Here is a 23482-nt window from a genome sequence, read left to right on the forward strand (position 1 = left end):
TGGGAGAACGTGACGGCGGGAGAACACAACCTCTCGGTCCAGCTGACCAATAACGACCATACGCCGGTCGTCCCGCTCGCGTTCGAGACGGTGAACGTCACCGTCGGCGGGAATGCGACCGGAAACGAGACGGCGGTGACCATCAGCGCACAGGACATGGCGTTTGATACGGACACGATCACGGTACCGGCGGGGGCGAACGTGACCATGACCTTCGACAATCGGGACGCCGGCGTCCCCCACAACGTCGCGGTCTACGACAGTCCCCTCCGGTCCGAGGAGATCTTCGCGGGCGAGGTCGTCACCGGGCCAGCCGAGACCACCTACACCTTCACGGCGCCGTCCGAACCCGGAACCTACTACTTCCAGTGCGACATCCATCCCTCCATGAACGGCGATTTCATCGTGGAGTGACCGTGAGAACCGGTGTGTAAAACGTGCTGGGGCCTTCGGATCTGCCGTAAAGCGGCGCTAAAGCCCCATTCACTCCTTTTTTCTTACCCATCGGGGACAACCTTTAAGCACTCTTACCCACCCGTAAGACCCGGATCACCCCTTCCCCGGGGGTGACCCGGAGAGATGAAAGGCAATGGCGGATGATGATCGCATCCATGCACTCCCGGCGATCTGGCGACGGCTCGGGAACCCGGTTTCCCGTGCTGCTCTCAGGTCGATTACCCGAAAAGACGATTGCGGGAACCGTCTCGAAAATGCGATCCGGTACTATCTTGGCCAGGACGACGGGTTGTGCTGGAGGTGCAGGCTGGCCGGCCGCATGGTCGGGCGTACCCTCCGCAGCAGCAGCGCCCTCTTCGGGGTGAGTGAGGACGATATCCGGAACGGGCTCCAGGAGCCTATTTTTCGGCGCGGGCTGCAGAATGTGCTTGAGGGGATCGCCCGATACGGCGTCACCATGCCCCAGGTCGTGAACGCGCCGTTCCTGGTGGTCTGGGACTTTACCCACCGCTGCAACCTCCGGTGCGCCCACTGCTACCAGGATGCACAGGAGGCGCTCCCCCGTGAGCTCGATACCGGGGAGGCAAAGCGCCTCGTGGAGGAACTCGCGGATGCAGGCGTGGTGATCCTCGCCTTCTCGGGAGGAGAGCCTCTGATGCGAAGGGACTTCTTCGAGGTGGTCGCCCATGCCCGCAAAAACGATCTCTACGTGGCGCTTGCCACCAACGGCACGCTTCTGACGCGCCGGATGGCCGCAAAGGTCCGGGAAGCCGGCATCGAGTACGTGGAGGTGTCCGTCGACGGGAAAGACGCTGCGAGTCACGATGCTATGCGGGGCATTCCGGGCGCATTCGACCGGACCATCGCCGGTATCAAGAACTGCGTCGCGGAAGGGCTCTACACCTGCATGGCAACGACGGTCACCCGGTCGAACTATCACGAGATCCCGGAGATCTACGGTCTTGCGTCGGACCTCGGGGTGAACCGGTTCATGTGCTTTAACTTCATCCCGACCGGGAGGGGCACGGAGATGATCGACCGGGACATCTCTCCCGAAGAGCGCAGAGACCTGATGCGCTACCTGATGGACCGGACCCGGGAGGGCACCGGTCCCGAGGCGCTCACCACCGCCCCGCAGGTCGCCTCCATGGTGGTTGAGGGGGAGCAGGGGGTGCCTGTCGGGCATTTCTACGCCGGGGAGGAGATGGAGGGGAGGACGCGGCTCCTTGCCGACTTCATCGGCGGGTGCGGTGCCGGCAGGCTCTACTGCAGCATCGAGCCCGAGGGGGATGTCCAGCCCTGCGTCTTCATGCCGATCATCGTGGGAAACGTGCGGGATACTCCGTTTCTTGAGATCTGGCACTCCTCGGAGGTGCTGCAGAAGTTACGGGACCGAAGCCAGCTCTCGGGGGCATGCGCCGGTTGCGCCAACCGGTATATCTGCGGCGGGTGCAGGGCCCGCGGCTGGGCATACTTCGGGGACATCCATGCGCCGGACCCCGGGTGCATCAACAACCGGGCCTTCTGGGAAGCGCTCAGGAATGAACGGGAATCGCCGCGTCAAAAAAAAGTGGGTTAGCGGTTCCTTCTCGCCCAGAGGAAGAAGGCCAGCGGGGCGAGGAGGGGCGCGTAGGTGAGCGGTGCCGTAGGTGTCGTCGTCGGCCAGGCGGTCGGCTCCGTCGTTATGCCTTCGGTCGTCTCAGGCGTTGCGGTGACCTCTTCAGTGACATTCGTCTCCTCGCTGGTTGTGGTCGGGGTCGTGGTCACGTTCTCCGGCGCCGCAGCAATGGCAAAGGTGGAGAACCCGGGGGTTGTAGCCCGGAAGAGGTACGTTCCGTCCTCTTCGCCGATGACCTCGGTATCCAGAATCTGCCAGCCGCCGTTGACGTAGCGCAGGAGCCTGACGTCCTCCGGGGCCATGCTGTGCTGCTCAAGCCACCGGGCAGGGATGGCGAAGGTCACCGTCGCGCCGCTGATGTCATTTTGGTTCACCCACGAGAGGGCAACCTCGACATACTCATAGACGCCGGCGGCGGGAGGTTCTGTCTGCGACGGCGCCGCTGCCTTCTTCACGGTCAGCATTAACTTCGGGATGGCATCGGCCGCCGTAATGGAGACGCTGTCGACCGATGAGGTGGTCATCTCCGAGAACGTGAACGTCTCGCCGCGCTCAATGTTCTCACGAATCCTTGCATCGAACGTGGGACCACTCGCGCCGTCGCCGTCACTGCCGCCGTTCCCTGGGTCGGTCGGAGACGTTGTGGGTTCCGCCGTGGGTTCTGCTGTGGGCTCGGGTTCGGGAGTGGCGGTGACGGTGACCGGTGCGGTCGCCTGCACGCTGCCTGCCGCTGCTGTTACATTGGTCGATCCCTCTGCGAGCGCCGCAAAGAGCCCGGCTGCATCGATGGTGCCGACCGCCGGGTCGGCACACGACCAGGCAACCCTGACCCAGTCCATCCCGTCGTCGCATTGGTCATAGACCCTGGCAACAAACTCCCGGGTCTTCCCGGTCTCCAGGGTGGCTATGGCCGGTTCGATCTCGATGCGGGCCGGGACCGGGAACGAGGGCCCGACGGTTACGCAGGCGGAGCCGGTGATCCCGTCCGCCGATGCGGTGAGGGTCACGTTGCCTTCCGAGAGGGCGGTGAAGTTGCCGCATTCGTCGATGGTCCCGACGGCCGGGTCGCTGCTTGCCCAGGTGACGGTAGCCTCCGGCATTTCAGAGCCGTTCTGATCGAACGCGGTCGCGGTGAGCGCCAGGGTGTTATCGGCGGCTATGGTGAAGTCGGACGGGCTGACGACGATCCGCGCAAGTGCCGGGGATGCCGACCGGACCGTTACAGTCGCGGTCCCGGAGGCGTTGCCTGCGGATGCGGTGATGGTCGCCGTGCCGTCGCAGATCGCGGTGAAGAAGCCGTCAGCGGTGATCGTGCCGACACCCTCGTCGTTGCACGACCAGGTCACCGGAGGATTGGATGCGTTGTCCTGCAGGTCATAGATGGAGCCGGATATGTTGTCCTGCAGGTCATGGACGGTCGCGGTGAACTGCCGGGAGTCTCCGGCGTCCATGGTGACCGCCGACGGGGATACCGCAACTCCTGAAGATGTGGTAGTGACCGTTACTTCCGCCGTTCCGGTGACGTCGCCGCACCTTGCGGTGACGGTCGTCGCGCCGTCACAGACCGCGGTGAAGAGGCCGCTGCAGGGGTCGATTCTGCCGACGCCCTCATCGCTGCTGGTCCAGTCGATCGCGGCATCCGCGATATCGCAGCCGTTCTGGTCGAGGACGGTTGCGATGAACTGTTCTGTGTCGTTTGCGGCGAGAGCGATTGCCGACGGAGTAACGACGATCTGGGTGAGGACCGGGTCGTCGCAGTTTACGGTGACGGTCGCGGTTCCGGATACCCCGCCTGCGGTTGCGGTGACGGTCGCCGTGCCGTTGCAGACTGCGGTGAAGAGACCGGTGTCGTCGATGGTCCCGACGGTTGGGTCGCTGCTCGTCCAGGTTACTTCTGCGTCCGGTACGATGCGGCCGAACCCGTCGAACGCGACGACGGTGAACATCCTGGCATCATCGACCTCCAGGGTGACCGCGGACGGCGAGACGAGGACTTTCGCGAGCGCAGGCTCTTCTGCTGTTCCGGTGACGGTGACGGTTGCGGTCCCGGAGACGTTGCCCGCCGACGCAGTGACGGTTGCCGTGCCTGCGGCGAGGGCGGTGAAGAGGCCGGTGTCGTCGACGGTACCGACGGTCGTGTTGTCGCTATCCCAGGTTACCGTGACGCCGGTCATGGTGCTGCCGGACTGGTCGCGGACGGTTGCAGAGAACTGTTCCGTGCCGTTGACCGCGAGCGTGGCCGCGGTCGGTGCGACCTCAATGGTTGTCAGGACCGGTTCTTCGGCGTTGTCGTTGACGGTAACGGTGGCGGTCTCGGAGACGTTGCCCGCCGACGCGGTGACGGTTGCCGTGCCTGCGGCGAGGGCGGTGAAGAGGCCGGCGTCGTCGATGGTGCCGACAGTCTCGTCGTCGCTATCCCAGGTGACGTTGACGCCGGTCATGACGGCGTTGAACTGGTCGCGGACGGTTGCAGAGAACTGTTCCGTGCCGTTGACCGCAAGCGTGGCTACGGGCGGCGTAACCTCAATGCTCCCAATGACTGGGCCTTCAGCGGTTACCGTGACCGTTGCATTCTCGGAGACGTTGCCCGCCGACGCGGTGACGGTCGCCGTGCCCGAGACGAGGGCAGTGAAGAGGCCGGTGTCGTCGATGGTGCCGACAGTCTCGTTGTCGCTATCCCAGGTGACCGTAACGCCGGTCATGACGGCGTTGAACTGATCGTGGACGGTTGCAGAGAACTGTTCCGTGCCGTTGATTGCGAGCGTGACTGCAGTCGGTGCGACCGCGATGGTTGTTGCGACCGGATCGACCGGTGTTTCGGGCTCGTAGACGAAGAGGTAGAGGTTCGAGTCAGGACTATAGCCTCTCTGCCAGACTATCGCGTTTCCGCTGACGGCGGGGTAGAGGTGGTCGTCGTATTCATCGGCAGAGAGAACTACAGACATCTCCTTCCCGGTAGAGAGGTCGTACATGAAGATGCCTCGCGGTGCACCCCGCTTGTCCTCCCAGGCGACGAGGTTCCCGCTGATCGCCGGCGCGACCTGCTCGGTCATGTCGGTGGTGATCTGTCTCTCCCCTGCGGACAGGTTGTCAAGGTCAGCAATGTAAATGTCGGGGTTCAAGGTCCCATGCCGGTAGTCTTCCCAGGCGATGAGGTTCCCGGTGGAGAGCGAGGGCCAGAACTGCGGCGCCGTGCTCGTGGATACCGTGCCTGTCCTGCCGGTTGCAATCTCGTAGTAGTGGACCCTCTTGTCCGCCCTTTCCACCCAGGCAACGTAGTCCTCCGAGAGTGCAGGCTTGAACGCGGTGCTGGTCCCGTCCGGGATTATCTGTGCATCGCAGTCGATGATCTCCTTCACGGTCCCCGCGGCAATGTCGTAGAGGACGACGTTGCGCCGGCCGCTGTTCGAGTCGTCGTACCAGGCGATGTAGTTTCCGCGGACGATGGGCAGCCACTGGTCGCCCGTGTCGGTGGTGAGTCGTGTCTCGTTACCAGTGGAACGCTCATAAAGGTAGATGTCCCAGTTTCCATGCCGGTTATCCTGCCAGACGATGTAGTTGCCCGAGATGGAGGGCCTCTCCTGTGAGGCGGGGTCATCCGTTATCCTTGTCCCTGCGTAACTGTAGGGTGGAGTACGTCGAAGGTCGTCTATGGTCGCCAGGAAGATGTCCATGGACCTCATGTTCTGCTCATCGTATCGGTCGTCGCCCCAGACGACTGTATCGCCGTCAATATCAGGGCGTTCCTGCGCTTTTTCGGAGGGACGGTATAGGTCCTCTCCGGGCGCAGCGTCTACCGCCATAACCGGTGATATTAAGAACCCGATGACGACGATTGCGCACAAAAGTGCCAGATGCGTATGTTTTTTCATGTTTTTCCCCCTTGATGATCGCTCTTCCGCCTGCAGGATCGCCGGTAGATACCTGCCGGTAAGCACAAGCAGCTGGCTAAAGCAGGTGCTCGCCGGAGCTCCCGGCAGGCGGAGTGCGGATTTTCGGTTTAAGACCCGGTCGTAAGGTTGCCGGTGAACGGGTGGATAGCGGTATAAATATATAACCTTTACTGATATTTATTCATAAAATTATATAATAAAAAATAGTATACCTCATCACTCTTCACAGGCGCAGAAGTCCCGGGACGGGCCTTTTTTGTGCTGAACGATGAAATTTGCGGGCGGACTGGTACCGGCGCGTATTGATCCTCATGGTACCGTTGTGCGCCGAATTTTCGCCGAGACCCTCGGGCCCCGGCCGGAACGCGCACCCGACCGCCTGCTCCCGGCGAACGGAGAAAATACCGGCCGCCGTCTCTGTGTGCCCGGGTCGCGTAACCTTACCGGGCGCGGGGTTATATAAGAGGGAAAGGGCCGGCGGTCATCACGTCCCGGCAAGGGCTTTGCGGGCCCTCCGCCGTATGACCCACTCGACGATTCGTCCCACGGCGTTGTAGAACGGGTTCACCCGGGCGTTCGTATAGTAGCGGGCGGACGGGTCAAGCCAGCCCCGCTTCTTCCAGTAGGCATGGTCGGTCGGGGCCGCTTCTCGCATCTCGTCGAACGAGGCCTTCTGGGCATGGAAGACGATGACGCTCCGGAGCCCCGGCCGCCGCTCTCTTCGCTCCGTTAGGGCCCGGAAAAACTTCCGGGCGGCCCTGTCGAGTTTCCGGCCGCTCTCCTCCCGGACGTGCCGTTCGGAGGGGGTGAGCGGCATGACGATACCGACGCGGGAGACGACGTCATAGCCCCATATGCCGACGACGGAGTCGAGGTAGTCGAGGACGTCTTTCTCGCCCACGATGCCGGTGGTGACGAGGAGGAGGGCCTTCTTGTCGAAGAACCGGGGGCGGTGGAAGATGTAGGAGAACCGGTCGATGAAGGTCTTCATGAGGCCGGTGACGGCGAGCCCGTAGACCGGGGACGCAAAGATCACTCCGTCGGCGTCCTGCATCTTCTGCCCGACGGCGGGGGCGTCGTCCTTGAGAGGACAGCGCTCCTCGCCCCACTCGAAACATGCCATGCATCCCCGGCAGGGTGCAAGGTCGACATCCCCGAGCATGAGGTACTCGAACTCGACGTCGCCGAGGGACCGCATCGTGCTCTCGATCCTCTGCGCCGCCCGGAAGGTGTTGCCCTTCCGGGGGCTTCCCATGATGACCAGTATCTTCATATCGGGGCCTCTTCCGCGTTCCCCGGTGCCGGCCGGGGGTTCTGCTCTGCAGCGTCTGCTGTGCGATGTGATAATGGTTGTCGGGGCGGCCCTCCTTTTTAACGGAAACATCGGGCGGATCGAGATTGTAGTATGTGTAAAGCGACCATCGTAAAGGAGTTACGTCCCGATCGACGACACGGCTATAGCAACCGGGAGCGCGAAACGTGCAAAGGGATTCTAATATAGAACTCATCCCAAAAAGATCTATGAATGTTCTGTACACCCTTATCGGAGCACGCACCTCCGAAGTTTCTCTCCTCTGAACGATATCCAGGACAGAGAGAGTGAAACGGCTTCCTATTGGCTATCGCCATGTGGGGGAGGGTCCGGGAGGGGGTGCCCCCCTTCCGGCAAAGGCATTTTGGGATGCCCTCATATACTCACGAAGAAGGAATCTTGTGGGAATAACCGATAGGGGAAGGATGCATAATGTTCAGCCATTGCCCGGGTGCTGCAAATATTCGGACTCCGACGCTTACGATAAAGAAATGTCCTCAGTGCGGTGCGGAGGTCGAGGTCTTCTCAAACGACGTCTCGGTGAAGTGCAGCGAATGCGGGTTTACCGTTTACAATGATGCCTTATCCTGCGTCCGGTGGTGCAAGTACGCGCGGGAATGCGTCGGGGAGGAGACCTATCGCAAACTTACGGCCGAAAAGCCGGATCGTTAGAGGGAGGCGGGGCAAAGCAAACCCCAAAAGGGATAGAGGCAGCGGACTGCTGCCGGGCGGTCGCCGCTCCCCAATAACCATCCCGACGGAACAGGCACCGGGGAGCCTGTTCTGGCCCTGTCCTAACGTCGAAGCCCTTCTCCCGCTCCGCTCCTCGAACCCGGCGGCGCTCGGATTTGCCCTATGAAACGTCGTTTCTGCCGAAGCATCGCGGCTGCTGCGTCACTCTTACCAGAAAACCTATCCGGATCTCGTCCGGCGAGGACGACGGCGACGCCACGCTCGCATGGAGCGGGGCCCCTCCCCCTTCACTTTCAGCCCGCGCACGGCCTTTCTTTAACTATCTCCTCTTCTCCAGAGTGACGTATGACGCGCTCTTCCCTTCTCCGCTACGACGAGACTCTGTTCCGGGACCGGGAGGTCTTCGAGTTCACGTATCGTCCCCCCGGGCACCTTCGCCACCGGGACGCCCAGGTCCGGGAACTCGCCGACAGCGTCGCCCACTCTGGTTACTTCGACGATTACGAGGCGCTCGACGTCGACCCCCGGTTTCCGGGATCTACGTCACCTCAGAGACCCCGGGCCGGAAGGAGGCGGGAACGCTGACCGCGCCCTCCTTCAGGGGTTCGTGAGGATGCTGTCCCGGCGGCCGGGGGTTCCCGGGGTGGGTCGAAGAATCTGCGAGCGTGGTTGGAGGAATAGAAGATAGTAAGACTTGATGCGCTGAAAGAGTATGTTGACTCTCAGATGGAGAAGTAAATGATCGTTTCCTACAAGTACCGGGCGTATCCCGATGCAACCACTGCGGCACGACTGAACGGTGCGCTCGATACCTGTAGGTGGCTCTACAACAAACTTCTCGAAGAATGTACTACTGCGCGGGAACATGGGTTCACTCCGACGATGCGAGGAATGCAGGCGCAGATCGTCACGCTGAAAGAGGAGAATCCATTTCTGAAGGGCGTATACTCTAAAGCACGGAAGATGCTTCGCATCTTCCTGTCAGGCACAACCCAAAGGGTTGTGCCGTGTGCTCCAGATGGTCAACTATACCCTCTGGAGCAACATCGCCGCTCTCTCCCAGACGAAGAAGCGAGGACGGAAGATCGGCAACCTCCGGTTCAAGAGCGCATCCCGGTATCGGACGCTCAACTACAACCAGTCCGGGTTCAAGATCGACCGCGAACAGAGCACGATCACGTTCTCGAAGATCGGAACACTTCCGTTCAGAATGCACCGCCCGTACGCTGGCACGGTGAAGGGCGTCCTGATCACCCGTTCCAGTGAGAGATGGTATGTGATCGTTCAGGCGGAACAGGAGGTCTCCGAACCGAAGAGAGAGGGACGATCCGTCGGGATCGATCTCGGTCTGACTTCGTTTGCAGTCGATAGCGACGGGGCAGTGATCGAGAACCCCCGGTTCTATGAGCACTCGCTGAAGAAGATCAAGAAGGTGCAGCAGAGCATTACTCGGAAAAAGCGGTTCTCGCAGAACTGGAAGAAGGCAAAGAGTAAACTGGAGAAGGTCTATGATCATATCACAAACCAGAAGAGAGATTTCCTGCACAAACTCTCCCGCCAGTATGTTGACACCTATGCAACGATCTGCGTTGAAGCACGGAAGACCCCGTGGGGGTCTTCCTGACAGGAAACTCCCTCCTGGAGTTTCCGTGACCTGAATATCAAGTATCTCAAAGAGAAGGGTAAATCTCGCGGGCTTCGCAGGAGTATTCACGATGCTTCATGGGGACGATTCTATTCTTACCTCGCGTACAAGGCTGAAAGTGCTGGTACGAACTTCATTCAAATCGATCCCCGCGACACGACACAGATGTGCTCGAACTGCGGAAGCATCGTGAAGAAAAGTCTCTCCGAGAGAGTCCACGAATGCCCATACTGTGGGTTTGTTGCCGATAGAGATTACAATGCTGCGGTAAATATCCACCGCATAGGGATGGAACAGCCCTTTGAGCCACGGAAACTGCCCTGCAGTTTCCTGACAGGAAGATGCTCCGCATCTTCCGTGCTGTGGAAATGCAGAGCATTTCCCAGCCAGGGAAATCTTCGATTTCCCGTGCTGTGGAGACGATGCCGCTACATCACATCTCGGTGATGCAAGTGTTGTCCATGAAGCAGGAAGCCCCGCCCTTCAGGGCGGGGTAGTTCACTACTAAATCGTCCTCAACTGCTTCAAGGTACAAATCAATTGCTTCCCTGATATTATCCAGCGCTTCTTCCCTCGTGTCGCCTTCACTAATACAGCCAGGAAGGCTCGGCACATAGGCGGTGTATCCTCCATCCTCACTGGGCTCAAGCACCACACGCAGTTTCATACCATAACCTATCAATCAGGGAGATTTATACTTAATTGCCCCGCCGGTCTCTCCAAGAAAAAGCAAGATATTCCGGCTCTGTTGAATTCTTCCCGGGGTAACAACAATCTCAACCCGTTGCCCTGCCTTCGTCAGGTTATGGAGGATCACCTCGCTCCTGATCTCCCTGACCTGATAACCGGTATCTCCTTGCCTTCAGTTCCTCTCCGAATCTCCTTTTGAGGACTGAAAAGGCTGTTTCGGCTTTGTCTCGTTCCCGGTACCGTTCCTCATCTCAGTCGCTGTATCTCCTGTCGATAGATCTCTGACCGAATCCTTCCTTGCCAGGTTCTGACCGGGATCAGTCACAGTTGCTCGTACACCCGGGAACTCTGCCCGTGGAATTCCTGCCTAGCGTGCGGATGGCTCGCAGGGTCGAGCCCTTGAGTCTCGCGTGGTTCAGCATCGTGAGCGGCGTCGTTGTGCCGTCCGGGTTGTCGCGACCTGACGACCTGAAATTCAAGCACTTCCAGAGTTTTGAGCACCTTCCTCTGCGGGGCGTCGTGCGGGAACTTTATCATCTATTTTGTGAGTGTTTTCATTACAGCCGCACCGGAAACCGGTCTAAGCTCCGGCACCCACGGCCACCTCAAACATCGTGATAATCGGTTTCCGCCCGTCCTTCAGCGAGAACTCCTCCAGTTACGACTCCGTTGTTTCCTTGAGGTTGGCCACCGCCTCTTCTACCGTCCTGCCCTGACTGACGGTGCCGACCGTCGGGCACTCGGCTACGCAAACGTCCTCTTCCTTATACAGCACGGCCGTGAATACCCTCATGTTCCTACCATACAGTGCGATATTGCCTCTCAGGGTGATAATACCGCTCGAATTTCTGCCCGGAATACTTCCGATGCTGCCGTCGGGCAACTGGAGACCTGCAATCGAATGCTCCAAACATAGTGCACCAACGGTTTGCAGACCGATCCGGGACGACCATGTCCTCAAACGAGAGGGGGGCCGGCAGGTGCATCGTCCGGGGAGCCACCAGAACTCCATCATGCGCACCGTGATGTGATCGTTCCTGTCGTGCACTCCGGGAAGATCCTTCGCACCCCGGACGCTCCGGGCGATCCTCTTCCAGGCGGGATCACCGTCGACGAGTTTCGGGCATCCCTGTAGCAGTCCACCGGTTCCGCCATGCCTTCCTGCCGGCCGGCGGGGGGCCTGCTGCAGGGACGAGATCGATCCCGGCGGTCATCCGGTCGGACAGGGGGTTGCAACCACCGCCCGGGGTGCGCGGGCAGCCTCCCGCCCCGACCTGAAGCCCGACGGCCTCTCAAGGTCCGGGCGCGCCGTCCGCCGCACCCGCAGGGCAGCCGCAACCCGCACCTCTGGTGTTCCCGCCCCGGCCCGCAGGACCGGAAGCGCACACGACGGAATCCGGGCGCGTATCGGGCCGGAAGTCCCCGCCACCTGCCGCACCCCCGGGGCGCTTTTCGGGCCCGGATTTCATCCCCCGGGTGGCGAACTCGTATTATCCTCAAAACAGCGATCCGGGCCCGTATGTTCATTTCAACAACTTCTTTATTTCATGAATGATCGTTTCGCACAGGCATGTCCGACGATATAAAATCGTTCCGGAAAAAATGACTCCGGTATCCTTATATACGATTAAAAAATAGGTTATCTCGCCAACTGACAGCCCCGGAAGGGCATTTTGTCAGGAGAGGTGCATAAGTATGCTGAACTTCAAGCAGAATGAAGAAGCGGTGTCGCCGGTGATCGGGACCATCCTCATGGTCGCCATCACGGTGATCCTCGCCGCGGTTATCGCGGCGTTTGTGTTTGGGATGAGCGGGAACATGGGTACGACGAAGACGGTTGCGGCTACTGCCAGCCAAAATGGAGATGACATTGTCGTGAATTACAAGGGCGGTGCCGATGCCAGCACTCTCAACTACCTGAAAATAACGGTTGGGGATGATCTGTCTACTCAGTATTGCTACGTAAGTAACACCTCTCCCTTTAAGGTAAAGAAGGAAACTAGTCTGACCGACTTAAATCTAACAGCCTTACTGCCTGTTGGTGAAACGGTAGTCTTCGTGGACAACGGAACTACTTCGCGTGACCACGTTCTTGCTGTAGGATACTTCTTGGATGGCACGGAGCAGGTTGTCCTTGATACCTACGTCTAACCCTTTTTTTCTGCAACCTCTATCCTGACCCGCAAACTCGACAACCTGCCGCTAAGGTCCTCCGGACTCCGTAGACAACGCCACCAAAGTTCTTGAACTGGGCACCGACGGGATTGGGCGACCGATTTGGGAGAATACCTGAAAGACCACCGGATGCTACGAATCGAGATGAAACGACCATCCGATCGACGTCCGGCAAAATGCGGGTCAGACCACTACGGATGAATCCCGTTTCAGAGGCTGGAGCCAATTAACAACTAACTATATTATTACCCCTGCAGATCTCATTTCATACGTTACGGAGAGACATAATGCATTTCAAAACGCAATCAATTCTTATATCATTCCTCGCCCTCACCCTCGTTCTACCTGTAAACATTTATACCCTCGGCGACGCCATCGGCGCGGCCCTTCAGTTTCCGTTCCTGCGCTACCAGGAAACGTATCTCGGGACGAGCGTCATCACTGTGTTTCGTGACCTCGATTACGTCACCTCCGGCACCATCACCGGCCGGTCAGCCCTCTCGATCCTCCTCCAGCTCTGCGGCACCTCTCTCCTGATCGCCGCAATCGTCTACTTTGCAGCCCGGCGGCAGGAAAATTATGAATCGTTCAAAAAACCCCTCGCCCTCCTGGTAGGAGGAGCGGGCGGTGCCTATCTCCTCTCCTGTCTCATCCAGTACGGCCCCCTCCTCCACGGCCCAGCGGGGTTTGCCGTCCCGGTCGGCGTGCCGCTCATCCTTGCCGTCGCGTGGTACATCCTGAGGGCAGAGGACGACGAGGATGAATACAACGAGGAGGACGACTGCGGGGAAGAGGCGGGAGAGGAGGAGTGACGCGATGGCCCGGCAACCGGTTGCCGGTTCTTCTCCTGCTCAAAGGGCAGCCGGGACCGGGCTATCGCAGGTTCGTCGGTCTGCCTGCAGTCATGGAACCGATCCGGGACATCTTGCAGCTGGATCCGATTCCTCACCATACCCCGCTGACTTCACCTGTCGATCCACGGTGTGTTCTCCTCCTCTCCACACCCTGACGGTCGCCCTGGATCATCCTGATTGCAGTTGTTATGCTGCTCGACACCATCCTGAATAGTACGCAGGGGCCAATACCGCTGGAAACGGTCCAAAAAGTGTATAAGAAGGCATGATAACCCGGCCAGGGGCATACCAGGTGCGCTGTATGCGCCCCCTCATCTATACTTCGTGCCAACTACCGGGACTCATACCAGCCGGTGCTGTGCGCTCTACCGTGCATGGAACGGCATCCAAGGGCTTCATCTCGACAAAGAACCTCTGGTTTTGACCGATGAGCAGATCTCCCGGAAGCGTGGGGTCATCGGCTTGAAATAACGGGATCTGCATCTGCCAGAAAACCGGCATCCCTGTTCCTCCGCCACCGCCTATCGGGCGCCACCGGGTCGTTCCCGTGTAGGTCTGCATGGACTCCGCGGTGGACACGGTGACGACGACCCGTTCCACGTCGATATAGGCGCCGTCCCGGGGGACCCTCACCATGACGGCGATGTACCGTATATACTCGCCGTCGGCACTTGCCTGCACCATGACCGGCTCGGCGACCTGGATGACGGCACCGAGCGCCACGTACGCGAAGACGGAGGTTACGCCGATAAAAACAGCGATGGTCAATCCTGATTCCCATCCTTACTCGGGTAGTTCGGTGATCTCGCAGGGGAACCCGTGGGTTTGAATCCCAACCCCTGCGTTGAGGACTCATCGAAAATTTCTTATCGCATGGAGCAATATGTGTACCTGTTATACGCGCTACCGTTCCCTTGTGGGACGGTAGTTTCTTCTTTTCAATCGTCCTTTTAGTGGTTAATGATATCTCGGGTTGCTGTTTTCATCGATAACGGATATTTGTCCAAAATAGTTCCTGATGGCATTAAGATCGACTTTGAAAAATTTTGTACCGCAGTTTGTGGCGATAAAGAGAGGCTACGTACCTATTTTTATGACTGCATGCCGTACCAGAGCGAACCTCCCACCGATTCCGAGAAGATTCGTTATGGAAACTACTGTAAGTTTCGAGAAATTATTGAAAGCCTGCCCCGGTTCCAAATGCGATTTGGAAAACTCCGGAAGAACCGCGATGGTTCATTTGAACAAAAGAGGGTCGATATCCTCATGGCTGTGGAAATGGTGCGGTTAAGCTGGTCTCACCAGATCGGTCACGCTATCATCGTTTCGGGTGACAGCGACTTCGTTCCGGCGATTGAGGCGGCAAAAGACGCCGGAGTGATCACGGCCCTTTATTACTCAAGAGGAACGGTTCATAATGAACTCCTTTCAGCGGTCGATGAAAGATATGAGATGAACAGGTCCTTCTTTGAGAGTGTTCGGCGCGATAGTTCGAGGTAGCAGGATTATGTGTACCTCCCGACCACTCTGTCAGCGTCGAAGACCTCCACGGCCCGGCGGACCTCCTCAACCATATGCCCGCCTCTGGATAAGAGGGAAGAGAGGAGCGCTCGACGCCTCCCCGCGCACCACCCGCTGGAAACTGACGAGCGGGACGATCCAGGAGCCGATGCGGGTCCGGATCACCACTGCTCTCCCGGCGAGGTTCATCGCCGCGTATCCTTCGATCGTTAATGCCCCTGTGACGACGCCCCCCGTCCGCCGCACTCGTTCACACGTGACCGGCGCCGGGTGGCCGGAGAAGATGAGTCTCTTCGCGTCCTCGGGCGTGATCCGGCAGCGCTCCGCCTCCACTAAAACGAGGAGACCGCCGGTCGCGGTGCAGGTAAGGGTTCCCGGCGCGATGGTCCTATCGGACCGGAGCGGGAGAAACCCGAAGGGTTTCGACTCCGGGGTCATGGCCGGCCCCGCTCGACGCTGACGGTGTACTGGTGGTTTTTCGTCCGGCGGACGTTGATCTCCCGCACCGCCCGGCCGTGTCGCCGGATCTCGGCAGCGACCGCCTGCGGAACGAGGAAGAGCGGTACCGGGGTCACGCTTATCCCCTCCGGGGGAGATGTACCAGTGGCGGCCTGGCAGAGCGCGTGGTGGCACTTTGGATCCGGGCTGCCGCCTCTGGGTTTCGATTCGGTTCCTCCCCTACATGGGGGCCTGTCGTCGTGTTGCATATTTTGTATCTCCCTGCACCGGGATTCTTTCCGGCGCATACATCATCTTCGGGGACCGTGGGTTAAAAAGGTGAGCCAATGGCCCCGAATTTAACAACAGAGACTATTTAAACGTTACTTTATCCAAAATTCGGATTCCAGAGGATCGGGAAGGAATCAACGATTGCGAACCGAATCCGGGGTGATGATCGATCCGGGCTTTTTTGATCCGATGCAGGCGGCGGCCACGTCCCCGGGGTCGTACCGGAGGCGGACCTCCCGCTCCCGCCCCCGGCCCGCTCCGGGCACGAGATCGACGAACCCGGCTTTCGCGAGCCCGTTGAGGTGCTCGTGGTAGGTCGTCTTCCCGACCGGGAGGTAATCCCGCGCCGCCTCAAAGACCGCTCCCGCCGTCATATCTGCCCCTTCCCTGGATCGTTCCGCAATCCGGCGGAGCAGTATGCGCTCGTCGTCCGAGAGCCCCGCGGCACGGGTGGCAAGGACCGGTGCCGCGACCGCCCGGCCGGCAGCCGTCACGTCGCCGGGGGTGACCCGGCGACGGCCGTCCTTTTCCGCCCGGAGGACCGCCAGCCTGACGAGGTCGATCCCGATCCGGACGTCCTGTTCACCGGCGGCGATGGTGGCGATACGGTCGAGGAGGACCTTTGAGACCACCCGCGGGTAGAGCCCCTGCCGGACGCGGTCGGCAAGGATATCCCGGACCTCGACCTTCGTGTAGGGTGTAAAATTGACCTCGGTCGGGTGGAAGACCGACCGGACGCTCTCGTCGGCTTCCGCGTAGAGGTTCAGGGCGAGGTCGCTCGTGACCGCGAAGACCCCGGGCTTTCTGACGTTCCACTTCTCATAGAGCCGGAGGATCTGGTAGAGGAGGGTGTTGTAGGTTCCTGCCGGGATGAGCTCGTTTGCGTCGTCGAGACAGACGATGAGCGCTGCATCGTGGTCCCGGAGCCTGGCGGCGATCCCCCGCTTGATCTCGTCGAGGTGCCGCCCGACCGGAGGCGGGGCGTAGCCGTGGACTTGCTCGAAGATGCTCCGGTAGACCGCAAGCGGTGTGCGGTCGTGCCGGCAGTTGACGTACGCCGGGACGACCTGCCGGGTGGTCTCGGTGACCTCGCGGAAGAGTCGGCGGACGGTGGTGGTCTTCCCGGTCCCGGGCGGGCCGCGGAGGACGGCGGAGAGAGCGCTCCCGCCCCGGCGGGCCGGCCGGATGAGGAAGGCGAGTTCCTGGACCTGGGCGTCGCGGTGGTGGAGGTGGTCGGGGACGAACGTGAACTCGAAGACGTCAGGGTCCCGGAAGAGGGTCTGGTCGTGGCGGAGAAGGGGAGAGTGCGTCATACGTCAGTCTGGAGAAGAGGTAGTAGTTAACGAGGAGCCGTGCGCGGGGTGAAAGTGGACGGGGAGAAAAGCAGGGGACGGAGGTCCCCGCTTCACGCCAGTGCGGGAACGGCATCGGCCCAGGTCTCGACCGCGGTCCGGATGGCGTCGTCCTGGTAGGACGAGATCCGGACAGTCCGGCGGGTGAAGGTGACGTAGTAGTCGTCACCCGACGGGTCGTGGCACTTGAGCTGGGCGTAGTAGGTCTCGCCAGCGAAGTTGCGCTCGGCTTCCCCGCCCATCGCGGCCGCGAGGGCCGTGTTGTCGAGCGCTTCCGCGGCGTTCGCCTCGAAGGCGGCGATCGTCGGGGACTGGAGCGAGACGGTCCCGACCCGCTTGCCCTCGCCGTCGATGAAGTTCACCTTCGCGGTGTAGTGCTCGCGGTTCCGGACGATTGCAGCGACGGGCTCGCCGTCGCGGCCGGTATACCCGACGCACCCGAACGGGTTGTCGGCGATGACGCTCTCGATGAGGTTTTCGAACGACGTTACGTCGACGATCGGGACCGCAAGGTCCCGGACCGCCGTCCTGTTCACGGTCTTCTGAACGAAGTCTGCCATGGTTTTTCACTCCTCACGGCACAACCCTCTGGTCGTGCCTGATGGGAAGATGCGAAGCATCTTCCGCAGCCTGCATGCTCCCGGGAATATGACAGACACTTATAGGGTGGACGCGGGAGAGTATCAGCCTGACTTTATCGGGGAGGGCAAAACGGGCTCCGATTATGGGATATATTCCTTACGGTCAGGCATTTTCTCTCCGCCGTTCCATATTCTTCCGGAGGGTTACCAGGATGACCGGGGAAAAGACCACCAGGGAACTTATCTACGAGACGAACCGGGATGTGAAGTGGATCTGCCGGGCGCTGCAGCGGATGGAGGCGCAGGACGCGATGGTTCGTTAGAACCGGAGCGGGAGCACCGAAGGTGCGACTTGAGGAGTTCGAGGCCAGGATTCGGGCGCTGGAGCGGCTCTCGGGCGGAGAAAGCCGGAGAAGAGCGACTGGCCGCAGGGTGCGATGGCCTGAAGGGCCGGAGCATGAGCACCGAAGGTGCGGGGCAGGAGCTTGAGAAACCCGGAGGGTTTCGAGACGCGATGCTCCGCAGGAGCAGAGCGGGAGCACCGTAAGGTGCGAGGAGCGGCGGCTGTCGGCGGTGAGCGCCGGGGCCGGAGGGATCGTCGGCGGGGTCGTGGCGGTGCTGGTGAAGATGCTCGGAGGGTGATGCTATTTGATTGTTATGGCTTATTCACTCCTAAATGGCAGCGTGGCATAAATACCCCTTCTTCTTCCCCGAAAATGGTTGAGTGCAATATTCGTCCCCGGGAAAGAACAATAACCTTTAAACTATGGGAGCACCAGTATGCTGTTCATGCGATACAAAACCGTTCTCATCTGTCTGCTGATCCTCGCGCTGTTCTCGGCCGGATGCACGAACCCCGCAAACCAGCCCGGCGTAACCGCTCAGGGAAAAACCACACCGACGCCGACGCCCACTCCCGGGTACGGAAGCGTCACAATTTCGTCGGACCCCTGGGGCGCCACGGTGTATCTGGACGGCGAAAAGATGGGAACCGCTCCCCTCACGCTGACGAACATTTCTGCGGGGAAGCATAACCTTCTCGTGACGATGCTCGGATATCTGGAAAGCAACTCCACGATTACGATATCCGCAAATAAGACCTCGACGGTCAAGAAAACCCTCAAAAAAGGCAAACCCGACATCTATGTGGGTATTACCGAGACAAAGATGCTCCAGCAGGGTGGGCTCATAGAGGTTTCCGGAGAGGTGCAGAACCGGGGAGAGGCGACGGCGTACGACTTTAAACTGATCATCGAGATGACGCCGACAGACTCAAAACAGAAAGATAAGAAGGTGACCAAGACTATCACCATGGGTGTGCTCGAACCCGGAGACCCGAGGTCCTACGTTGGGCATGTAGAACTGAAGAGGAATCTAGACTATAAAGGGGTCATTAAATGCGAATACACCTTTGAAGACAAGCTTGTTAAAGGGTCGACAAAGGCGTTCTAATTTCACTAGAACCTCCATCTTTTTTGTCTAGACCATCCCCAAACAATCTGAAAACCGCCGATACACCCTGTTTGGAACACGGTACAGTCTTTCTGCCGCCTGAGCCACGACCGGGGCGGAACGGACAAACGCCTTTTTTTTATCAAATACCCCGGTGTCGCCCTCAGTCCGACAATAGTTCCCCCGGCACCCGGAAAGCTTCGGCTCCGCTGCATTCTCCCAGGTCTCGCCCTCATCCGCGGGAGACCGACCGGGATCGATCCCCGGGACGCCCGGCTGGTCCGGGAGCGGAATAAAGGAGAGGGGTGAGGTGAAGCCGTGGCGTTTCAACCCCCTACGAAATACCGATTCTCTCAACCTCAGGTGGTAGATAGCGGGCACTCAGAAACCGAAGATGCCCGATATGTCTGATAAATGTCCATCATCTGTCAGACGCTATCATCATATCAGGCTTTCCCGGGATGTGATCGGGCTAAAACGTATTTTCTACCCTTTTCGCACCGACCGCTTCCAACAGACCGCGATGGGCGAGATCGAGGAGATTACGGTACCGGATCTTCTCACGGTACTGGATCTTCTCCGATGCCTCCGGAGCAATCGATGCATTAGCCTACAGCGGTTATAACGCCGTGCTCCCTGGCAAAGGCGACCACGACCGCCATCATGAGAAAGGCACTCGCCACCTCCAGAATACTTTTATTTGAACAGACGGTTACTACTACTCATGACTCCGGCTGTCACCATCGATGAACTCTATCTTGAAATCAAAAAGATACAGGAGACAATGGTCCGGCGGGAAGATCTTGACGCCCTTCTTGATACCGTTGAGATTCTCAGCAACCCCGAAACGATGGCGCAGATACAAAAAAGCGAAGAAGACATCGCAGCCGGACGATTCCGGGAGATATCTTCGATAGACGACCTGCTCAGCGAGCTGTCCTGATGGAATGGGCGATCCGGAGGACCGATACATTTGTCGAGAGCCTCTCAAAGGTCGAAGGCAACAAAGAAGTAATAATTGAACTCGGAAAAAAACTTCAACGCCTGAAACAAGACCCCCTCAATACAGGCGGTTGGCTTTCAGGTGCATTACACGGGAAGAAAGCAACCCGGATTGCAAAGCGTTATCGGCTGATATTCCTTCCCGACGAAAGAGAAAGAACAGTGTACCTGATAGCAATTGATCATCGCCAGCACGTCTACAGGTTGCGGTGAAGGCCTGCGGCATCACCGACATGCTCCATACGGTCGTCAGGCGCCCTGCCCGGGTAAAATATCCGGTAATGCTCTCAGAACCAACCGGTGACGAAAATACCCTCACTGCATGAGTTTTTGCTATGTTCGGTCAGATTTAGCAAAACAAAGATTACGGTACACTCATCAAAACCCTCGCAGAGCACGGGCTTCAATCCTGGGATACGTACTTGCGGCACCAGACTTGAGGCTGCACGCCGCGAGCGTGACCGATTGTACCGGCGGGGAGACGTATGGACTGCATTTGGGCGAGATAATGGCAAAAAACAACGGAAACAAGAAAAACTGGGATGGCACGGCCCCCGGACTGTTCTTCCTCAAATTCATCTCGGGCGCCTTCGAAGGGCAGCGTGTGAAAGCAGCGGCATTGCGGAAGCAGAGGGCCGACCCCGAAGATCGCCACGTCCTGACGCCGGGGCGGTACGCGGAGGTCGAGGACGACGGGGAGCCGTTCGAGGAGCAGTTTTCGGAGTCGGCACGGCTGGAAGGGGAGATCCGGGAGAACCTGAGGAGGATCGGGTATGGGTTCGAGTGAGGTGCTCCCCGAGGATTATCCTGCTTTTCTCGCAGGTCTGAAGGTGCGGATCAGGGAAGCACAGACCCGCGCGGTGCTGTCAGCGAACCGGGAGTTGATCCTCCTCTACTGGCAGATCGGGCGAGAGATCCTGCATAGGCAGGAGCAGGAGGGGTGGGGGACGAAGGTGATCGACCGCCTCTCGGCCGATCTCAGGAGGGAGTTTCCCGAAATGAAGGGATTTTCTCCCAGGAACTTGAAATATATGCGCTCGTTTGCGGAGGCGTGGCCCGACCCTGAATTTGTGCAAGAGGTGCTTGCACAAATTACATGGTATCATACGGTAACGCTGCTCGATAAAGTAAAGGACCCGAAACAGCGCGAATGGTATATCCACAAGACCATCGCGAACGGGTGGTCGCGGAACGTCCTCGTCCACCAGATCGAGAGCGGGCTTATCGAGCGAGAGGGGCGGGCGGTGACAAATTTCTCGGCGACTCTCCCGGCGGAGCAGTCGGACCTCGCCCTCCAGACCCTGAAGGACCCCTACGTTTTTGATTTCCTCCGGATGGGAGAGAAGGTCAGGGAGAGTGAACTGGAGCGGGCCCTACTTGACCACATCCGCGAGTTCCTGCTGGAGCTCGGCGTGGGGTTTGCGTTCGTGGGCAGCCAGTACCGGCTCGATGTCGGCGGGCAGGACTTCTACATCGACCTCCTCTTCTACCACCTGAAACTCCGGTCCTACGTGGTGATCGACCTGAAGGTGGGCGAATTCATCCCGGAGTACGCGGGCAAGATGAACTTCTACCTCTCGGCGGTCGACGACCTCCTCCGCCACCCGGACGACAACCCGAGCATCGGGCTTGTGCTCTGCAAGTCGAGAAACCGCATCATTGCCGAGTACGCCCTCCGGGACATGGAAAAGCCGATCGGGATCGCGGGATACGAACTGACGACCAGCCTCCCGGAGGACCTGCGGGACGGGCTGCCGACGGTGGACGAACTGGAAGAGGAACTGAGCCGGGGGGAACGGTGAGTGCTGGTGCCCGGGTCCCTTCGCAAAAAACCGCTCAGATTCACGCTCCTGGCGAGGGGCTCCGCATCCCCTCAGGATGATTCATACCCGGCCGGGCGACAATGGATCTAAGATCTTTTTGAGGCAAAGACGGTGACCCCGGCCAAAACCAGTGGACTTCCGATCCGTTCCCACAGAAGTGTCCGTAGGTTTTGCATCCCGGTCCCCGCGTCGAAGACTCGTTGAAGATCGAAAAATTCTTCTCGCATGGAGCAGTACGTGTATCTGTTATACACGCTACCGTTCCCTTGCGGGACGGTAGTTTCTTCTTTTCAATCGCCCTTTTAGTGAGGTCATCCCAAAAAGATCTATGAACCTCCATACATCCTGATCGGAACACTCACCTCTGAGGTTTCTACCATCTGAACTATATCCTGGGCAAGGAGGGTGAAACGGCTTCCCATCGGGAGTCTCACCTTACGGTGCTCCTGCTATCTTCCTGCGGAAGACAGCATATCGCCACGGGGGGAGGGATCGGGAGGTGCGCCCGGCGGAACGGCGGGTGCATGAGCACCGCTAGGTGCGATTGGGTGTCCCCCTCCCAGCATAGGGGGTTTTGGGACAACCTCAGTGATTAATGATATCGCGGGCTGCTGTTTTCATCGATAACGGGTATTTGTCCAAAGTGGTTCCTGACGGCATGAGGATCGATTTTGAAAAATTTTGTACCGTCGTTTGCGGCGATAAAGAGAGGCTGCGTACCTATTTCTACGACTGCATGCCGTATCAGAGCGAACTGCCCACTGATAACGAGAAGGTACGTTATGGAAACTACTGTAAATTTCGAGAAATTATTGAAAGCCTGCCCCGGTTCCAGATGCGATTTGGAAAACTCCGGAAAAACCATGATGGCTCGTTTGAACAGAAGAGGGTCGATATCCTCATGGCTGTGGAACTGGTGAGGTTAAGTTGGTCTCACCAGATCCGTTACGCCATCATTGTTTCTGGTGACAGCGACTTCGTTCCAGCGATTGAGGCGGCAAAAGACGCCGGCGTGATCACGGCCCTCTATTTCTCGAAAGGAACCGTTCATAATGAACTCCTTTCAGCGGTCGATGAAAGATATGAGATGAACGGGCCCTTCTTCGAAAATGTCCGGCGATAGTTCGCGGTCGCGTAATTACCATGTCCTTCCCGACCACCCGGCGTCCCTCCTCAATCATATGCCCGCCTCCCGGACGAGAGAAAAGAGGGGGGCACTCGCCGCCTCCCCGCATGCCGCCCGCCGGAACGAGACGAGCGGAACGATCCAGGCCCCGCTCGACCAGAATAAGAAGCCCTCCGGTCGAGGCACAGGCGAGGGTGCCGGGCGCGATGGTCCGATAGGACCGGAGCGGGAGAAAACCAAAGGTTTGCGACTCTCCGGGGTCACGGCCGCCCCCACTCGACGCTGACGATGTACTGGTGGTTCCGGGTCCGCCGGACGCAGATCTCCCGCACCTCCCGGCTGTGCCGCCGGATCTCGGCGGCGACCGCCTGCGGCACCAGGAAGAGCGGCACCGGCTCCGGGGGCACGCTTATCTCCTCCGGTGAAGAAGTACCAGTGGCGGCCTGGCGGAGCGCGTGGTGGCACTTCGGGTCCGGGCTGCCGCCCCCGGTTTTCTGTTCGGTTCCTCTGTTGTCGTGATACATTCGTGATGACTCCCTGCACCGGGATTTCTCCGGTGC

The 23482-nt window shown here is 59.3% G+C and carries 23 protein-coding genes and 3 pseudogenes; 14 read left to right on the forward strand and 12 right to left on the reverse strand.

The features are described from left to right. Both BRA42_RS02805 and BRA42_RS02810 read left to right on the forward strand, forming a co-directional pair. Positions 1–414, forward strand: a 414-nt coding sequence (locus BRA42_RS02805; protein WP_342772077.1) for a cupredoxin domain-containing protein, incomplete at its 5' end; no start/stop codon positions are given. 175 nt (positions 415–589) lie between these two features. Beyond that, positions 590–2035 carry a radical SAM/SPASM domain-containing protein gene (locus BRA42_RS02810; RefSeq protein ID WP_292411003.1) on the forward strand — a complete coding sequence of 482 codons (1446 nt, stop codon included), beginning with the start codon at positions 590–592 and terminating at the stop codon, positions 2033–2035. Here BRA42_RS02810 and BRA42_RS02815 read toward each other — a convergent pair. Beyond that, positions 2032–5946: an Ig-like domain-containing protein gene (locus BRA42_RS02815; protein WP_342770761.1), complete on the reverse strand. Its 3915-nt coding sequence runs from the start codon at positions 5944–5946 to the stop codon at positions 2032–2034. The genes BRA42_RS02810 and BRA42_RS02815 overlap by 4 nt on opposite strands. Positions 5947–6451: 505 nt before the next feature. Then, positions 6452–7240: a flavodoxin family protein gene (locus BRA42_RS02820; protein ID WP_292411007.1), complete on the reverse strand. Its 789-nt coding sequence runs from the start codon at positions 7238–7240 to the stop codon at positions 6452–6454. A 1077-nt stretch (positions 7241–8317) separates the two neighbouring features. On the opposite strand from BRA42_RS02820, the gene BRA42_RS02825 reads away from it, so the two are divergent. The 3 genes and pseudogenes from BRA42_RS02825 to BRA42_RS02835 all read left to right on the forward strand — a co-directional run bounded on the left by BRA42_RS02825 (position 8318) and on the right by BRA42_RS02835 (position 10064). Next, positions 8318–8557 carry a hypothetical protein gene (locus BRA42_RS02825; RefSeq protein ID WP_342770760.1) on the forward strand — a complete coding sequence of 80 codons (240 nt, stop codon included), beginning with the start codon at positions 8318–8320 and terminating at the stop codon, positions 8555–8557. A 153-nt stretch (positions 8558–8710) separates the two neighbouring features. Beyond that, positions 8711–8779 (forward strand): annotated as a pseudogene (locus BRA42_RS02830) (hypothetical protein); the annotation flags it as partial. A gap of 211 nt (positions 8780–8990) precedes the next feature. Next, positions 8991–10064 (forward strand): annotated as a pseudogene (locus BRA42_RS02835) (RNA-guided endonuclease InsQ/TnpB family protein). Here BRA42_RS02835 and BRA42_RS02840 read toward each other — a convergent pair. The 4 genes and pseudogenes from BRA42_RS02840 to BRA42_RS02855 all read right to left on the reverse strand — a co-directional run bounded on the left by BRA42_RS02840 (position 10051) and on the right by BRA42_RS02855 (position 11736). Next, positions 10051–10284, reverse strand: coding sequence for a type II toxin-antitoxin system HicB family antitoxin (locus tag BRA42_RS02840; protein ID WP_342770759.1), 234 nt, complete (start codon positions 10282–10284; stop codon positions 10051–10053). The pseudogene BRA42_RS02835 and the gene BRA42_RS02840 sit on opposite strands and share 14 nt — an antisense overlap. A 15-nt stretch (positions 10285–10299) precedes the next feature. Continuing rightward, positions 10300–10628: pseudogene (locus BRA42_RS02845) on the reverse strand (hypothetical protein); the annotation flags it as partial. A 337-nt stretch (positions 10629–10965) separates the two neighbouring features. Next, entirely contained in the window at positions 10966–11100 is a 135-nt protein-coding gene (locus tag BRA42_RS02850; protein ID WP_342770758.1) for a type II toxin-antitoxin system HicB family antitoxin, read from the reverse strand. 417 nt (positions 11101–11517) lie between these two features. After that, entirely contained in the window at positions 11518–11736 is a 219-nt protein-coding gene (locus BRA42_RS02855; RefSeq protein ID WP_342770757.1) for a hypothetical protein, read from the reverse strand. Positions 11737–12002: 266 nt separating this feature from the next. Between BRA42_RS02855 and BRA42_RS02860 the strand changes: the two genes are divergently transcribed. Both BRA42_RS02860 and BRA42_RS02865 read left to right on the forward strand, forming a co-directional pair. Next, complete coding sequence (locus BRA42_RS02860) at positions 12003–12458, forward strand: type IV pilin N-terminal domain-containing protein (RefSeq protein WP_342772078.1); 456 nt, start codon at positions 12003–12005, stop codon at positions 12456–12458. 311 nt (positions 12459–12769) lie between these two features. Next, complete coding sequence (locus tag BRA42_RS02865) at positions 12770–13294, forward strand: hypothetical protein (protein ID WP_342770755.1); 525 nt, start codon at positions 12770–12772, stop codon at positions 13292–13294. Between the two features lie 357 nt (positions 13295–13651). On the opposite strand, the gene BRA42_RS02870 is transcribed toward BRA42_RS02865, so the two are convergent. Further along, positions 13652–14104 (reverse strand): hypothetical protein, encoded by a 453-nt coding sequence (locus tag BRA42_RS02870; protein ID WP_342770754.1) that lies wholly within the window; start codon positions 14102–14104, stop codon positions 13652–13654. Positions 14105–14296: 192 nt separating this feature from the next. Between BRA42_RS02870 and BRA42_RS02875 the strand changes: the two genes are divergently transcribed. Beyond that, on the forward strand, positions 14297–14836 hold the full coding sequence (locus BRA42_RS02875; RefSeq protein ID WP_342770753.1) for an NYN domain-containing protein: 540 nt from the start codon (positions 14297–14299) through the stop codon (positions 14834–14836). Positions 14837–14902: 66 nt separating this feature from the next. Here BRA42_RS02875 and BRA42_RS02880 read toward each other — a convergent pair whose 3' ends face one another. The 4 genes from BRA42_RS02880 to BRA42_RS02895 all read right to left on the reverse strand — a co-directional run bounded on the left by BRA42_RS02880 (position 14903) and on the right by BRA42_RS02895 (position 17498). Then, a complete protein-coding gene (locus BRA42_RS02880; RefSeq protein WP_342770752.1) occupies positions 14903–15295 on the reverse strand; it encodes a hypothetical protein in 393 nt (130 codons plus the stop codon). Then, complete coding sequence (locus BRA42_RS02885) at positions 15292–15432, reverse strand: hypothetical protein (RefSeq protein WP_342770751.1); 141 nt, start codon at positions 15430–15432, stop codon at positions 15292–15294. Before BRA42_RS02885 ends, BRA42_RS02880 begins: the two co-directional genes overlap by 4 nt. A gap of 288 nt (positions 15433–15720) precedes the next feature. Further along, positions 15721–16899 (reverse strand): ORC1-type DNA replication protein, encoded by a 1179-nt coding sequence (locus BRA42_RS02890; RefSeq protein ID WP_342772079.1) that lies wholly within the window; start codon positions 16897–16899, stop codon positions 15721–15723. A 92-nt stretch (positions 16900–16991) separates the two neighbouring features. After that, positions 16992–17498, reverse strand: a complete 507-nt coding sequence (locus BRA42_RS02895; protein WP_342770642.1) for a hypothetical protein — start codon at positions 17496–17498, stop codon at positions 16992–16994. Between the two features lie 810 nt (positions 17499–18308). Between BRA42_RS02895 and BRA42_RS02900 the strand changes: the two genes are divergently transcribed. The 6 genes from BRA42_RS02900 (at position 18309) to BRA42_RS02925 (ending at position 22919) form a co-directional block, all read left to right on the forward strand. Then, positions 18309–18971 (forward strand): PEGA domain-containing protein, encoded by a 663-nt coding sequence (locus BRA42_RS02900; protein ID WP_292407153.1) that lies wholly within the window; start codon positions 18309–18311, stop codon positions 18969–18971. Positions 18972–19695: 724 nt separating this feature from the next. Next, positions 19696–19914, forward strand: a complete 219-nt coding sequence (locus BRA42_RS02905) for a hypothetical protein (RefSeq protein ID WP_292407150.1) — start codon at positions 19696–19698, stop codon at positions 19912–19914. Next, positions 19914–20186 (forward strand): type II toxin-antitoxin system RelE family toxin, encoded by a 273-nt coding sequence (locus BRA42_RS02910; protein WP_292407147.1) that lies wholly within the window; start codon positions 19914–19916, stop codon positions 20184–20186. Before BRA42_RS02905 ends, BRA42_RS02910 begins: the two co-directional genes overlap by 1 nt. Positions 20187–20481: 295 nt before the next feature. Further along, positions 20482–20760, forward strand: coding sequence for a hypothetical protein (locus BRA42_RS02915; protein ID WP_292407143.1), 279 nt, complete (start codon positions 20482–20484; stop codon positions 20758–20760). Then, positions 20747–21775 (forward strand): PDDEXK nuclease domain-containing protein, encoded by a 1029-nt coding sequence (locus BRA42_RS02920; RefSeq protein WP_292407139.1) that lies wholly within the window; start codon positions 20747–20749, stop codon positions 21773–21775. The genes BRA42_RS02915 and BRA42_RS02920 overlap by 14 nt, the downstream gene beginning before the upstream one ends. Before the next feature lie 616 nt (positions 21776–22391). Next, entirely contained in the window at positions 22392–22919 is a 528-nt protein-coding gene (locus BRA42_RS02925) for an NYN domain-containing protein (protein WP_292407136.1), read from the forward strand. Positions 22920–23182: 263 nt separating this feature from the next. On the opposite strand, the gene BRA42_RS02930 is transcribed toward BRA42_RS02925, so the two are convergent. Next, positions 23183–23446, reverse strand: a complete 264-nt coding sequence (locus BRA42_RS02930) for a hypothetical protein (protein WP_292407133.1) — start codon at positions 23444–23446, stop codon at positions 23183–23185. Positions 23447–23482 lie beyond the last annotated feature (36 nt).

It is taken from the genome of Methanoculleus sp. UBA374 (assembly GCA_002508705.1).
Classification (GTDB): Archaea; Halobacteriota; Methanomicrobia; order Methanomicrobiales; family Methanoculleaceae; genus Methanoculleus; species Methanoculleus palmolei.